Source organism: Streptomyces nigrescens (genome assembly GCF_027626975.1).
Classification (GTDB): Bacteria; Actinomycetota; Actinomycetes; order Streptomycetales; family Streptomycetaceae; genus Streptomyces; species Streptomyces nigrescens.
Map to the genome: position 1 here is coordinate 3,218,352 of NZ_CP114203.1, position 12,803 is coordinate 3,231,154.

At 71.5% G+C, this 12,803-nt stretch carries 11 protein-coding genes and 1 pseudogene; 9 read left to right on the forward strand and 3 right to left on the reverse strand.

Annotation, left to right across the window (positions count from 1 at the left end; translation table 11 throughout):
• Nucleotides 1–666: 666 nt before the first annotated feature.
• From STRNI_RS14370 to STRNI_RS14390, 5 genes and pseudogenes are all read left to right on the forward strand, one after another.
• The gene (locus STRNI_RS14370; protein ID WP_018087429.1) at nt 667–1,029 is read left to right on the forward strand and encodes an SH3 domain-containing protein; all 363 of its coding nucleotides are present in this window, start codon (nt 667–669) and stop codon (nt 1,027–1,029) included.
• 113 nt (nt 1,030–1,142) lie between these two features.
• A pseudogene (locus STRNI_RS14375) lies at nt 1,143–2,501 on the forward strand (FtsW/RodA/SpoVE family cell cycle protein); the annotation flags it as partial.
• A 521-nt stretch (nt 2,502–3,022) separates the two neighbouring features.
• Entirely contained in the window at nt 3,023–4,477 is a 1,455-nt protein-coding gene (locus STRNI_RS14380; RefSeq protein WP_277411359.1) for a penicillin-binding transpeptidase domain-containing protein, read from the forward strand.
• Between the two features lie 147 nt (nt 4,478–4,624).
• Nucleotides 4,625–5,110, forward strand: coding sequence for an HD domain-containing protein (locus tag STRNI_RS14385; RefSeq protein WP_234017460.1), 486 nt, complete (start codon nt 4,625–4,627; stop codon nt 5,108–5,110).
• 324 nt (nt 5,111–5,434) lie between these two features.
• Nucleotides 5,435–6,217, forward strand: a complete 783-nt coding sequence (locus tag STRNI_RS14390; protein WP_277413251.1) for an ABC transporter ATP-binding protein — start codon at nt 5,435–5,437, stop codon at nt 6,215–6,217.
• 81 nt (nt 6,218–6,298) lie between these two features.
• Here the strand turns inward: STRNI_RS14390 and STRNI_RS14395 are convergent, their stop codons facing one another.
• Nucleotides 6,299–6,826, reverse strand: coding sequence for a MarR family transcriptional regulator (locus STRNI_RS14395; RefSeq protein WP_277411360.1), 528 nt, complete (start codon nt 6,824–6,826; stop codon nt 6,299–6,301).
• Nucleotides 6,827–6,953: 127 nt separating this feature from the next.
• Here STRNI_RS14395 and STRNI_RS14400 point away from each other — a divergent pair, with 127 nt between their 5' ends.
• Nucleotides 6,954–7,865: an alpha/beta fold hydrolase gene (locus STRNI_RS14400; protein ID WP_277411361.1), complete on the forward strand. Its 912-nt coding sequence runs from the start codon at nt 6,954–6,956 to the stop codon at nt 7,863–7,865.
• A gap of 31 nt (nt 7,866–7,896) precedes the next feature.
• Here the strand turns inward: STRNI_RS14400 and STRNI_RS14405 are convergent, their stop codons facing one another.
• Nucleotides 7,897–9,003: a ferritin-like domain-containing protein gene (locus tag STRNI_RS14405; protein ID WP_026169250.1), complete on the reverse strand. Its 1,107-nt coding sequence runs from the start codon at nt 9,001–9,003 to the stop codon at nt 7,897–7,899.
• A 181-nt stretch (nt 9,004–9,184) separates the two neighbouring features.
• Here STRNI_RS14405 and STRNI_RS14410 point away from each other — a divergent pair, with 181 nt between their 5' ends.
• From STRNI_RS14410 to STRNI_RS14420, 3 genes are all read left to right on the forward strand, one after another.
• Complete coding sequence (locus STRNI_RS14410; protein WP_148588646.1) at nt 9,185–10,132, forward strand: AurF N-oxygenase family protein; 948 nt, start codon at nt 9,185–9,187, stop codon at nt 10,130–10,132.
• Nucleotides 10,133–10,205: 73 nt separating this feature from the next.
• Entirely contained in the window at nt 10,206–10,946 is a 741-nt protein-coding gene (locus STRNI_RS14415; protein ID WP_051104009.1) for a TetR/AcrR family transcriptional regulator, read from the forward strand.
• A gap of 33 nt (nt 10,947–10,979) precedes the next feature.
• On the forward strand, nt 10,980–11,243 hold the full coding sequence (locus STRNI_RS14420; protein ID WP_148588644.1) for a hypothetical protein: 264 nt from the start codon (nt 10,980–10,982) through the stop codon (nt 11,241–11,243).
• 295 nt (nt 11,244–11,538) lie between these two features.
• On the opposite strand, the gene STRNI_RS14425 is transcribed toward STRNI_RS14420, so the two are convergent.
• Entirely contained in the window at nt 11,539–12,792 is a 1,254-nt protein-coding gene (locus tag STRNI_RS14425) for a styrene monooxygenase/indole monooxygenase family protein (protein ID WP_159486173.1), read from the reverse strand.
• Nucleotides 12,793–12,803 lie beyond the last annotated feature (11 nt).

The window sequence follows — 12,803 nt, forward strand, 5'->3', positions numbered from 1 at the left end:
ACAGCCGCTTGCCGTTGCGGCGGGGGGCGGGCCTTGTGGGGTTGTCGCTCGATGGTGGGTGCGGTGGGCGGGCGCTCGGGGTGCCGCGCGGGGTGCCGCGCGGGGAGGTGAACGGCACTTTGGGGAGGATGAGTTAAGGCGGCGGGGCGGCGGGCCTCCGTGAGTCTCGGGCGGGACGTCGGGACGTCAGGGCGTCGGGGCGCTGCGGGCCTCATGGCGGTGTCCCGTCGGCTCCGGCTCCGACCTCGGGCCCAGCTCCGGCTCCGACTCCCCGACCTCGACCCCGACTCCGACCCCGGCCCCGGCCCCGACCTCGGGCCCAGATCCGACTCCGACCCCGGCCCCGGCTCCGGCCGGGATTCCGACGCGGGCCCGACCCCAATCCCCGACCCCCACCTCACCCCCCACTACAGAGCGTGATGAGTTGCGGACTCTCCGCGGCCTCCTTAGCGTGAGAGGGGAGCGAGGTAGGCGGCACGGCGAGCGCGGCGTGAGAGGGCGGCGCGCGGCAGAGGGAAGCCGCACTCGCAGCCGGGGAAGGGTGCGCCAGGCACCGCACCGGCGGGGCTTCGGCCCCGGCCCGTCCGTCCAGTGACGCCCGGCAACTCCGCTCGATTCACCCCACAGGGACTCCCCTGGGACTCTCCCCTTCGCAGGAGGAAGCGCATGTTTCCGAAGTCGAAGTCCGGCAAGTTCGGCACGTTCGCCCTTTGCTTTCTGACCGGTGCGCTGGCCGGGGTCCTCGCAGCCGGCCCTGCCCTGGCGGCCGACGACGGCGAGGACGACGAGCTCGTCGAGTACGAGGGCCGGGTCGTCGCCAAGGAGGGCCTGGTGCTGCGTACCGGGCCGAGCACCGAGTACAGCGCGATCGGCATGAAGGAGTACGGGGCCGTGGTGGGGATCACCTGCCGGGTCAACGGGCAGCGCGTCGAGGGCAACCCCGTCTGGTTCAGGCTCAGCGATGCCTCGTACGTCTGGTCCTCGACGCGCGACATCGTGAACGACGGGGAGGACCCGCGGTGGTGCTGAGGCGGGGCCACCTGAGGCGGAACCGGCATGCGGGGGCACGTACGCCCCGAACGTCGCATCCGGCATAACGGAAATAACGGTCGCCGCTTGCTACGTTGCCAGGCATGACGGCAATGGCAAGGACGGCGGCCGCACGCCCGGCGGACACTCCCCCACCCTTGCCGCTGCTGCCCAAGCGACGGGGCATCGAACTGGCCCTCCTCGTAGGCGCGGTCCTGATCAGCGTCTGCGGATATGTGGTCGTGGGGCTGGCCAAAGGGCATGCGCTGCCGGGCGGCGCGGTCCGGTACGGGGCCGGGCTCGGCGCACTCGCGCTGCTCGCGCATCTCGCCGTCCGCTTTCGCGCCCCGTACGCCGATCCGCTGCTGCTGCCCACCGCCGTGCTGCTCAACGGGCTCGGGCTGGTGCTGATCTTCCGGCTCGATCTGGAGACCCCGGCCGACCATGCCGCGCCCACCCAGCTGATGTGGTCGACGGTCGGCGTCGGGCTCTTCATCACGGTGGTGGTGCTGCTGCGCGACCACCGCATGCTGCAGCGGTACGCCTATGTCTGTGCGGCGCTCGCGCTGCTGCTGATGGCGGCGCCGATTCTTTTCCCCGCCATCAACGGGGCGAAGATCTGGATCCGTATCGCCGGATTTTCCATTCAGCCGGGCGAGTTCGCCAAGGTTTTGATCACCGTCTTCTTCGCGGCCTATCTTGCCGCCAACCGCAGCGCGCTGGCCCACACGGGACGCCGGGTGGGGCGGCTCCGGCTCCCCACCGGCCGGGTGCTGGGACCGATCGTGGCGATCTGGCTGATCAGCGTCGCGGTGCTGGTCCTGGAGCGTGATCTGGGCACCTCGCTCCTCTTCTTCGCCATCTTCGTCGTCCTGTTGTACGTGGCCACCGGGCGCATCGGCTGGATCGCGGTCGGGCTGGTCCTGGCGGGCGTCGGGGCGGCCGCCGTCGGCACGCTGGAGCCGCATGTGCACAGCCGGGTCGAGGACTGGCAGCATCCGTTCGCCGGTATCGCGGCGGGCCGGGGGCCCGGGCAGCTCGCCCAGTCGCTGTTCGCGTTCGCCGCCGGCGGGATGCTCGGCACCGGCCTCGGCCAGGGCCACTCCTCTCTGATCGGCTTCGCCATGAAGTCCGACTTCATCCTGGCGACCTTCGGCGAGGAACTCGGGCTGGCCGGGCTGACCGCGCTCTTCCTGCTGTACGCGCTGCTGGTGGCCCGCGGCTACCGGGCCGCGCTCGGTCTGCGGGACCCGTTCGGCAGCCTGCTGGCCGTGGGGCTGGCGGTGCTGCCCGCCCTTCAGGTCTTCGTCATCGCGGGCGGGGTGACGGGACTGATTCCGCTGACGGGGATGGCGATGCCGTTTCTCGCGCAGGGCGGGTCGTCCGTCGTCACGAACTGGATCATCATCGCGCTGCTTCTGCGGATCAGCGACCGGGCGCGGACGCCACGGCCGGAAGGGAACGGCACGGGGAGTGGGACGGCGGGCGGCACGGGGAGCCGCGGTACAGGGAGCGGTGTGGGGGGCCGTATGGGCAGCCGTGTCGGGGCAGGGGCGGTCAGCTCGTCGGGCACCTCGTCAGTCGCCTCGTCGGGCAGCGCTTCGGGGAGCCCTCCGGGGGGCCCGACGGCGAGCCCGGCGAGGGGCCAGGGGGCACATGAGGCCGGAAGGGAGGCACGGTTCGGGGCGGGGAGCTGGGTGGTGGGGTTTCTGAAGCCGACGCGGTCCCAGGACCAGATGCGGTCCTCGGACCAGACGCGATCCCAGGGCCAGACGCGGTCCCAGGCCGGGAGACAGGGGCAAGCCCCGACACAGCCGCAGGGACAGACACAGTCGCAGGGGCAGGGTCAGAGGCAGGGGCAGACGCAGTCGCAGTCGCAAACGCAGGCGCACGCCCAGACCCAGTCGAAGGCCCGCCCCCAGGCTCAGGACCGGCCCCCGGCAGCCCCGCCGCCGGCCGTCGCCGATGACGCCCCCTCCCCGGAGGCCGGCCGTTGATCCGCTGTATTCGGCACACCGCGGCGTTCTCCTTCCTTCTCCTCGTTGCGCTGCTGGTCAACGCCGCGCGGGTGCAGGTCGTCGAGACGGAGAGCTACGGCGCCAACCCGGCCAACCGCCGGGGGCCGATCGCCCGTTACGAGCAGCCGCGCGGCGCCGTGCTCGTCGCGGGCCGGCCGGTCACCGGTTCCCGGGACAGCGGCGGGCGGCTGCGCTACGAGCGCACGTACACCGAGGGATCGCTCTATGCGCCGGTCACCGGCTACTCCTCGCAGATCTACGGCACCTCGCTGCTGGAGAGCGCCGAGGACGGCGTCCTCGCCGGCTTCGACGACCGGCTCGCCACCTTCCCCTGGTGGGACCAGCTGACCCGCACCCACCGTCCGGGCGGCAGCGTCCACACCACCGTCAACCCCCGGATGCAGCGCGCCGCGTTCGACGGGCTGGGGGGCAAGAAGGGCGCGGTGGCCGCGATCGAGCCGCGTACGGGGAGGGTCCTGGCGCTGGTGAGCACGCCCTCGTACGACCCGGGTGAGCTGTCCGGCAACGACGCCGCGGTCAGCGCGGCCTGGCACCGGCTGAACCGTGCCGGGCCGCGGCCGATGCTCAACCGGGCGCTGCAGCAGACCTACCCGCCCGGCTCCACCTTCAAGGTCGTCACCGCGGCGGCCGCGCTGGAGAGCGGCAAGGTCACCGATATCGAGGCCCCTACGGACTCGCCCGATCCCTACCCCCTGCCCGGCACCGCCACCCTGCTCGGCAATGACGCGGAGGGCTGCGAGGACGCCCCGCTCAAGGACGCCTTCCGGGCCTCCTGCAACTCCGTCTTCGCGCGGCTGGGTGCCCGGATCGGGCTGCGGGACATGGCCGCCATGGCCCGGCGGTTCGGCTTCAACGACCCTCGGCTGCGCATCCCCTCGCCGGTCGCGCCGAGCAACTTCGATACCCGGATGGATGCCTCCCAGGTCGCGCTGTCCGCCATCGGGCAGTACGACACCGCCGCCACGCCGCTCCAGATGGCGATGGTCTCGGCGACGGTCGCCAACGGGGGCCGGCTGGCGCCGCCGTCGCTCGTCGACAAGGTGACCGATGCCAGGGGTGTCATGATCGCGGCCGGTCCGCCCCGTCCCACGCGCCAGGTGATGGGGCCGGTCACCGCGCAGCAGCTGCAGGAGATGATGATCGACGTCGTCGCGCACGGCAGCGGCAGACGGGCCGCCATCAAGGGCGTCACGGTCGGCGGCAAGACCGGCACCGCGCAGCACGGTGTGCGCAACGAGGGGACGCCGTACGCCTGGTTCATCTCCTGGGCGAGGGCGAAGGACAGCTATGAGCCGGCCGTGGCGGTGGCCGTGGTGGTCGAGGACGCGGCCGCCGACCGTGCGGACATCAGCGGCGGGGGGAGCGCGGCGCCGATCGCGCGGGCGGTGATGGCGGAGGCGGTGCGCTGAGGCCCTTGCGCGCTGACGCCCCTCCCGGCTCCTGGGACTCCGGCCGCTTGCGCATCACCACGGTCCGCCGAACGTCACCAGGACCGCCCCCGCGTCACCACGGTCCGCCGAACGTCACCAGGGCCGCCCCCGCGTCACAATGGCCGTATGGCTGACGCGATCCCGCCCATGGAACCCGCCCCGCCCCCGCTGCTGTCCCTGGCCGAAGTGGAGGCGCTGGCCCGGCGCGTGCACTCGGGGCAGACCGACAAGGCGGGCCGCCCGTATGCCGAGCATCTGGCGGCGGTCGCGTCGGGCGTGCGCGAACGGGGCGGCAGTGACGAGCAGATCGCCGCGGCCTGGCTGCACGACGCGGTCGAGGACGGGGCGCTGAGCGAGGAGTGGCTGGCAGGTGCGGCGCTGAGCGGGGCGGTCAAGGCGATGGTCCTGGCCGTCACCAAGCGGGCGGACGAACCGGTCGAGGCGTACACCGCACGCATTCTGGCCACGCCGGGGGCGCTGTTGGTCAAGGAGTCCGATCTCGCGCACAACGCCGATCCGGACCGGCTGGCCGTACTGGACGCGCCGACGCGGGAGCGGCTGACGGCGAAGTACGCCCGGGTGCGGGCGCTGTTGGGACTGTCCGAGCCGTAACGGCCGCCGGGGCCCGGCCCGCGCGGGCTCGTCCGCCGGGGACGGGCCCGCCGCACTCGCCTGCCGGGCCCGGCCCGCGCGCTCGTGCGCCGGAGCCCGCCGCGCTCATCCGCCCGACCCCGCCCGACCCCGCCCGACCCCGGCCGGCCGCGCTCGTCCGCCGGGTCCGCACCGCGGACACCCACACAGAAAGATGCCCTACGCAGCTAATCTGCGGCGATGAGCCCTACGCAGCCTTCGCAGCCTTCGCCGCCCCGGGAGCCCGCGCAGTCCGCACCGTCGTCCGGACGGACCGCACCTCATCCGGCTCCCGAAGCCGCCCGCGTGATCGCCGCCCTGGAGGGTGTCGGCGTCCGCCGCTACACCACCGGGCAGGTCATCCTCGACGCGATCGACTGGACCGTACGGTCCGGTGAGCACTGGGCGCTGCTCGGCGCTAACGGCGCCGGCAAGACCACCCTGCTGCGTCTCGTCGGCGCGCTGATGTTCCCCACCGTCGGCACCGTCGAGGTGCTCGGCCACCGCCTCGGCTCGGTGGACGTCCGCGAGCTGCGCGCCGTCATCGGGCTGGTCTCCGGCGCGCAAAAGGTGCCGCAGGACGCGACGGGGCACACGGTCGTGCTGACCGGCGCGACCGGCACCGTCCAGCCGCTGTGGCGCAAGTACGACGAGGCCACCCGTGAGCGCGCCCACGAGCTGCTCACCGAGCTGGACTGCAAGGAGCTGGCGGACCGCCCGTTCGGGGTGTGCTCGGGCGGCCAGCGGGCCAGGATCCTGATCGCCCGGGCGCTGATGGCCGAACCCCGGCTGCTGCTGCTCGACGAGCCGTTCAACGCCCTCGACCTGCCGTCCCGCGAGGATCTGATCGATGCGCTGCACCGACTGGCCGTGGGGCGCCCGGAGTTGGCGACCGTGACGGTCACCCATCACCTGGAGGAGCTGTCCCCCGCCATCGGCAACGCCCTGCTGCTGCGCGACGGCCGGGTGCAGGCATCCGGCCCGGTGGACGAGGTGCTGACCGGTGAGCGGATGACGGCCTGCTTCGGCCGTCCTATCGAGGTGTCCCGACACGAGGGGCTCTGGCTGGCGCGGTCGGGCAAACGCTGAGGGTTCCGGGGAGGTGCCGGGAGGTGCCACTCAGCGGCAGGCGGCCCAACGCCCCCACCTAGGCCCCCTCCCAGGCCTTCCCTACGCCCCTTCCTCCCTCACCTCGTCCCGCACCCCGCTCAGGAACCGCCGGACCGCCGCCTGTTCGCCGGCCTCGAAGGTGGCGAGCAGGGCGAGGGTGCGGTCGATCAGCGGGCCGAAGAACGACTGCCCCAGGGCGAGCGCACGGTCGTCGACCTCCAGCAGGACGCGGCGCCGGTCGCGGGTGTCGCGGACCCGGCGGACCAGACCGAGCCGCTCCAGGCGGTCGATGAGCGCCGTGGTGCCGGCGGAGTTCAGGCCCAGCCGGTCGCCGAGCCGGCCGGGGGTCGACTCGTCGCCGGCCCGCGCCGCGTCCAGCAGGCTGATCAGGGCCCGGAGATCGGTGGGGTGCAGGCCGTTGCGTCCGGCGAACCGCGCTCCCGCGAGATCGAGTCGCAGGGTCACCTCCCGCAGCAGATGAACCAGGTCCATCCCCGCCGGTTCCTCCGCCAGTTGCTCCCCCGATTCCTCCGCCGGTTCCTCCCCCGGTTCCCCCGCCGGTTCCTCCGCCGCTTGCTGCCGCGCCATCCACCGCCGCCCTTCTTTCCCGTCTTTCCGGACTCCCGCATTATTACCTCGCTCAGCGAGATACTTGCCGAGCGAGGCAGTAGCCATGGGCCTCGTGCGTCTCTTCGTCCCGTTCCGGAGGTGCACCATGACAGCAGACACCCCTGCGCACACCCCCACCGCGGCCTTTCGCGAGGCCTACGAGCAGGCCATGGCGCTGTGGCCGGTCCCGGTGGAACGGCTCGATCTGCCGTCGGAGTTCGGCAGCACCCGGGTCAATGTCTGCGGCCCGGCCGACGGCCCGCCGCTGGTGCTGCTGCACGGCGGCGGCACCACCTCGGCCGTCTGGTACGCCCTCGCCGCCACGCTCGCCCGTACGCACCGGGTCCACGCCGTGGACCAGATGGGCGGGCCGGGGCTCAGCGCGCACACCGGGCGGGCGCTGCGGCGGCCGGAGGATCTGCTCGACTGGCTCGACGGCGTGTTCAGCGGGCTGGGGCTGGCGTCGGCCGCGCTGCTCGGGCACTCGTACGGCGGCTGGCTCGCGCTGAGTTATGCCGTCCACACCGCCGGCGGGGGTTCCGCCCCAGGAGCCCGGGGGCGGGTGAACCGGCTGGTGCTGCTCGATCCGACCCAGTGCTTCGCGGGTTTCCGGCCGTCGTATCTGCTGCGGGCGCTGCCGCTGTTCGTACGGCCCGGGGAGCGGAGCACCCGGCGGTTCCTGGAGTGGGAGACCCGGGGTGCGCCGCCGGCGCCCGCGCTGGTGCGGCTGATGGGCCGGGGCGCCGTCGAGTTCCGGGCCGCGAAGGTGGTCACCGGGCCGCGACCGGACGCCGCGCGGGCCGGAGCGGCCGTGCCGACCCTGCTGCTCCTGGCCGGGGACAGCCGGACGCACGATCCGCGCCGGGTCGCGGCGCGGGCCGAACGGACGCTGGCGGGCGTACGGATCGCGACCCTCGCGGGGACCACGCACCACTCCCTGCCGTACGCCGACGCCGACGAGCTCGGCCGCCAGGTGCTCGGCTTTCTGCCCACCCAGCTTCCCGGCGGGACGCCCTGACGGCCGGGCGCGGGGCCGGCCGCCCCGGAGGTCAGCCCTCGGCCCCCTCCGCGATGGCCGCCGCGACCTCCGCCGTACGGGCCTCCTCCTCGGCCGCGAAGCGCTCCGCGTCCAGCTTCTCGGCGAGTTCCTCGTCCTGGGCCATCAGCAGATCGAGGTTGGAGTCGCCCATCTCGAAGACGCCCATGTCCACATAGGCCCGCTGAAGGCGTTCGCCCCACAGGCCGATGTCCTTCACACACGGCACGATGCGGCTGAACAGCAGCTTGCGGAAGAGATGCAGGAATTCGGAGCGCTCGGTGAATTCGGCGGCCTCGTCATGCGGAATGCCGAAGTTCTCCAGGACTTCCAGACCGCGCAGCCGGTCGCGCATCAAATAGCAGCCCTCGATGACGAATTCCTCGCGTTCGCGGAGTTCGGCATCGGTGAGCTGCTTGTAGTAGTCGCGCAGCGCCATGCGTCCGAAGGCGACGTGGCGCGCCTCGTCCTGCATGACATACGCGAGGATCTGCTTGGGGAGCGGCTTGGTGGTGGTGTCGCGGATCATGCCGAAGGCGGCCAGCGCCAGGCCCTCGATCAGGACCTGCATACCGAGATACGGCATGTCCCAGCGGGAATCCTTGAGGGTGTCGGACAGCAGCGCCTGGAGATTGTCGTTGACCGGGTAGAGCATCCCGATCTTTTCCTGGAGGAAACGGCTGTATATCTCGGCGTGCCGCGCCTCGTCCATGGTCTGGGTGGCGGAGTAGAACTTCGCGTCGAGATCCGGCACGGATTCCACGATCCGCGCCGCGCACACCATCGCGCCCTGCTCACCGTGCAGAAACTGGCTGAACTGCCAGGAGGTGTAGTGCTGACGCAGCTCGCCCCGGTCCTTCTCGGTCATTTTGTCCCAGTACTTGGTGCCGTACAGGGACATGGACTCATCCGGGGTGCCGAGCGGATCCTGGGGGTCGACCTCCAGATCCCAGTCGATCCGCAGATTGGCGTCCCACTGCTTGTCCTTGCCCTTCTGGTAGAGCGCGAGCAGCCGTTCGCGGCCGTCGTCGTAGTCCCAGCTGAAGCGGGCCGCGCCGGAGGCGGGCACCTTCCACACGGGGTCGCCTGGGTCCTGTACGTAGAGATCTCGGGTCGACACGGACGCCTCCTCGGCTCGCCAAACGCCTTGTCATGGGCGGTCGTTGGCAGGCTCACACGTTTCTTACCGAAGGGTCAATAAGTCGTGCGCAGGGGATTGACGAGCTTGCTGACGCGCAGTCTCATAAGAGTTGACCGCGGGTAGGACCGGCCCCGACCCCAGTAGCGAGGTAGCCACAGCCATGACGAGCGCGCCCACCGCAATGACCGAGACGGACACCGACGTGCTGCGGGACGCCCTCGGTCTGCTCAAGGACCGCGAGCAGGTCGCCGAGCGACTGCTCGACTCCTCCGCCAAGCACTCCTTCGACCCCGACACCGAACTCGACTGGGACGCGCCCCTCGAAGAAGGCAAGTGGTTCTGGCCGCCGGAGCTGGTCTCGCTCTACGACACCCCGCTGTGGCGGAAGATGTCCCTGGAGCAGCAGCAGGACCTGTCGCGGCACGAGGCCGCCTCGCTCGCCTCGCTGGGCATCTGGTTCGAGATCATCCTGATGCAGCTGCTCGTACGGCACATCTACGACAAGCCGGTGACCAGCGCGCACGTCCGCTACGCGCTCACCGAGATCGCCGATGAGTGCCGGCACTCCAAGATGTTCGCGCGCATGATCCAGAAGGGCGGCGCGCCGGCGTACCCGGTCTCCCGCCTCAACCACAACCTCGCCCGCATCCTCAAGACGGTCTCCACCACCCCGGGGTCGTTCGCCTGCACCCTGCTCGGCGAGGAGATCCTGGACTGGATGCAGCGGCTGACCTTCCCGGACGAGCGGGTGCAGACCATCGTGCGCGGAGTGACCCGTATCCATGTCGTCGAAGAGGCCCGGCATGTGCGCTACGCCCGCGAGGAGCTGCGCCGCCAGATGGTCACCGCGCCGCGCTGGGAGCGGGAGTTGACCCGGATCAGCTCCGGCGAGGCGGCCCGGGTCTTCTCCGTCGCCTTCGTCAATCCCGCGGTCTACACACAGGTGGGCCTGGATCGGCGCGAGGCCGTCGCCCAGGTCAGGGCCAGTGGCCACCGCCGCGAGGTGATGCAGTCCGGTGCCCGGCGGCTGACCGACTTCCTGGACGAGATCGGCGTACTGCGGGGTGTGGGCCGCAGGTTGTGGCGGAGCTCGGGCCTGCTGGCCTGAAGCGGACGGCATGGACCCGGTAGACCCCGAGCACCTGTACGAGCCGACATCCGGGCCGGTTACGCTGCTGTTCATGAACGGCAGCGGCACCGCCCCAGCAGTACCCCGACCCGCCTATCGCAGGCTGAGCGTGGAGCAGCGCCGCAGCCAATTGCTCACCGCCGCGCTGGACCTGTTCGCACAGCGCGCGCCCGAGGACGTCTCCCTGGACGATGTCGCCCTCGCCGCCGGGGTCTCGCGGCCGCTCGTCTACCGCTACTTCCCCGGCGGCAAGCAGCAGTTGTACGAGGCCGCGCTGCGCAGCGCGGCCGACATCCTGGAGCGCTGCTTCGCCGAGCCGGACACCGGGCCGCTCACCCAGCGGCTGTCCCGCGCGCTGGACCGGTACTTGGCGTTCGTCGATGAGCACGACGCCGGGTTCAGCGCGCTGCTCCAGGGCGGCAGCGTCGTGGAGACCACCCGCACGACCGCGATCGTCGACGAGGTACGGCGGGCCGCGGCCGACCAGATCCTGCGGCATCTGGGCGAACCGGAGCCGGGCCTGCGGCTGCGGATGACCGTCCGGATGTGGATCACCGCGGTCGAGGCCGCCTCGTTGATCTGGCTCGACGAGGACAAGCAGCCGACCCTCGACGAGCTGCGGAACTGGCTGGTCGACCACTTCATCGCGCTGCTGACCGCGACCGCGGCCGGGGATCCGCAGACCGCCCGGGTGACCCGGGCGGCGCTGAAGCTGGAGACCTCCGACGGCCCGGCCGGCGATCTGGCCCGCCGCACCCTGCCCGTCGTGAGCGACGCCGCGCATCTGCTCTGAGCCGCCGGGCCGGGACGGTGTGACACTGAGACCGTGAGAAGCGAGAACACCCTCTTCGTCGGCGGCCCGCTGGACGGCCGGGTCCTGCCCGTCCTGCTCGGCATGACCGGCCAGCCACCCAAGACGTACGAGGTGCCGGTGCCGAACGACAACGACCGGCCGCCGACGGTCCACGTCTACCGCCGCGTCCCGGCAAGGGTGAACCGCCTGGGCCTCCCCAGCGGCTGGAAGTACGAGTACGACCCAGCCGGCAAACCCTCCACCGGCCCTAAGTGGCCCTGGCGAAAGCCCCACTGACCACCGAAGCCCCGCAGAAACTCACCGGCCGCCACCCCATATGCCCCACTCCCCCACCAGGGACAGCCGCGGCAACCACATGAGGTGGCGGGCCGGAGGGGGTGGTGTGCGGGACGTAAAGCGAAGCAGTCCCGCACACCACCCCCGGAGGCCCGCCACCGCCACCGCCACCACAACGAACCCGCGCCGCGGCGGCATCCCGCAAAAAACAACCCTCCCCACCGAAGGTGGGGAGGGCCAAGCACGGCGGTGCCACCCGCCCACGCGGGAAGAAAGCCCCCACCGCAGGTGGTTTTCAGCCGGTCAAAGACCCCAAATACGCATTCGTCTTCTCCGGCTCATAGAAGAAGTTCTCGAAGTCGGACGGATCGTTGAACCCGTTGGCGAAGCGGTCGGCGACCGGCTGCAGCTGACCGGCCGCGCCGATGAGATTGAGAATGTGCTCCGGCGGCGGCGCCAGCATCGCGTTCGTCCACTTGGTGACGTGCTGGGCGGTGGTCCAGTAGCGCTCGAAGGTGGTCCGCATCCAGTCCCCGTCGAAGGGCCGGTCACCGCGCTCGACGATGGAGGCGAGGTAGGAGGCGGCGCACTTGGACGCCGAGTTGGAGCCCTGGCCGGTGATCGGGTCGTTGGCGACCACGACATCCGCGACACCGAGCACCAGACCGCCGGAGGGCAGCGTGCCGACGGGGTTGCGCACGGTGGGGGCGTAGCGGCCGGCCAGCGTGCCGTTGGCGTCGGTCAGTTCGACCTTGGTGGCGCGGGCGTACTCCCAGGGCAGGAACTTCTCCATCAGTTCCAGCGTCGTGGCGAGGTGCTCATCGGGGTCCTTGACGCCCTGGAAGACATCCAGCGGGCCGCCGGGTATGCCCTCCCAGAAGAGGATGTCGGCGCGGCCGGAGACCGTGTACGTCGGCATGACGAACAGCTCACCGACACCGGGCACCAGGTTGCAGCGCACCGCGTCGTAGTCGGGGTGCTCGGGCCGCGGGCCCAGCCCGTGGACGTAGGCGACGGCCAGTGCGCGCTGCGGGGCGTCGTACGGGGAGCGCTCGGGGTTCCGGCCGAACATGGACACCAGCTCGCCCTTGCCGGCCGAGACCAGCGTCAGGTCGTAGCGGCTCGCGAAGAAGTCGAGGTCGGAGACGGCCGCGCCGTGGATGACGAGCTGGCCGCCGCGCTGTGCGAAGGTCTCCATCCAGCCGGCCATCTTCACCCGCTGGTCGACGGACTGGGCGTAGCCGTCCAGCTTGCCGACCCAGTCGATGGCCCGCTGCGAGCCCTCGGGCGACTCGTGGCTGCCGGGCGCGGCGACCGAGACGCCGAGGCCCTCGATGCGCGGGGCCTGGCTCTCCCAGAAGTTGATCTGGAGGTCGCGCTCGTGCTGGAGCGCGGTGTCGAACATGCACTGCGTCGACATGACCCGGCCGGCACGGATCTCGTCGGCGGTGCGGTTGGACATGAGGGTGACCTCATAGCCCTGCGACTGGAGACCCAGGGCGAGCTGGAGACCGGACTGGCCGGCTCCGACGATGAGTATTTTCCGCATGGCGGGCTCTT

Coding starts and splice junctions, on each gene's coding strand:
- STRNI_RS14370 (WP_018087429.1), top strand. CDS start 667: ATGTTTCCGAAGTCGAAGTCCGGCAAGTTCGGCACGTTCGCCCTTTGC.
- STRNI_RS14410 (WP_148588646.1), top strand. CDS start 9,185: ATGACGAGCGCGCCCACCGCAATGACCGAGACGGACACCGACGTGCTG.
- STRNI_RS14385 (WP_234017460.1), top strand. CDS start 4,625: ATGGCTGACGCGATCCCGCCCATGGAACCCGCCCCGCCCCCGCTGCTG.
- STRNI_RS14395 (WP_277411360.1), bottom strand. CDS start 6,826: ATGGCGCGGCAGCAAGCGGCGGAGGAACCGGCGGGGGAACCGGGGGAG.
- STRNI_RS14425 (WP_159486173.1), bottom strand. CDS start 12,792: ATGCGGAAAATACTCATCGTCGGAGCCGGCCAGTCCGGTCTCCAGCTC.
- STRNI_RS14400 (WP_277411361.1), top strand. CDS start 6,954: ATGACAGCAGACACCCCTGCGCACACCCCCACCGCGGCCTTTCGCGAG.
- STRNI_RS14415 (WP_051104009.1), top strand. CDS start 10,206: ATGAACGGCAGCGGCACCGCCCCAGCAGTACCCCGACCCGCCTATCGC.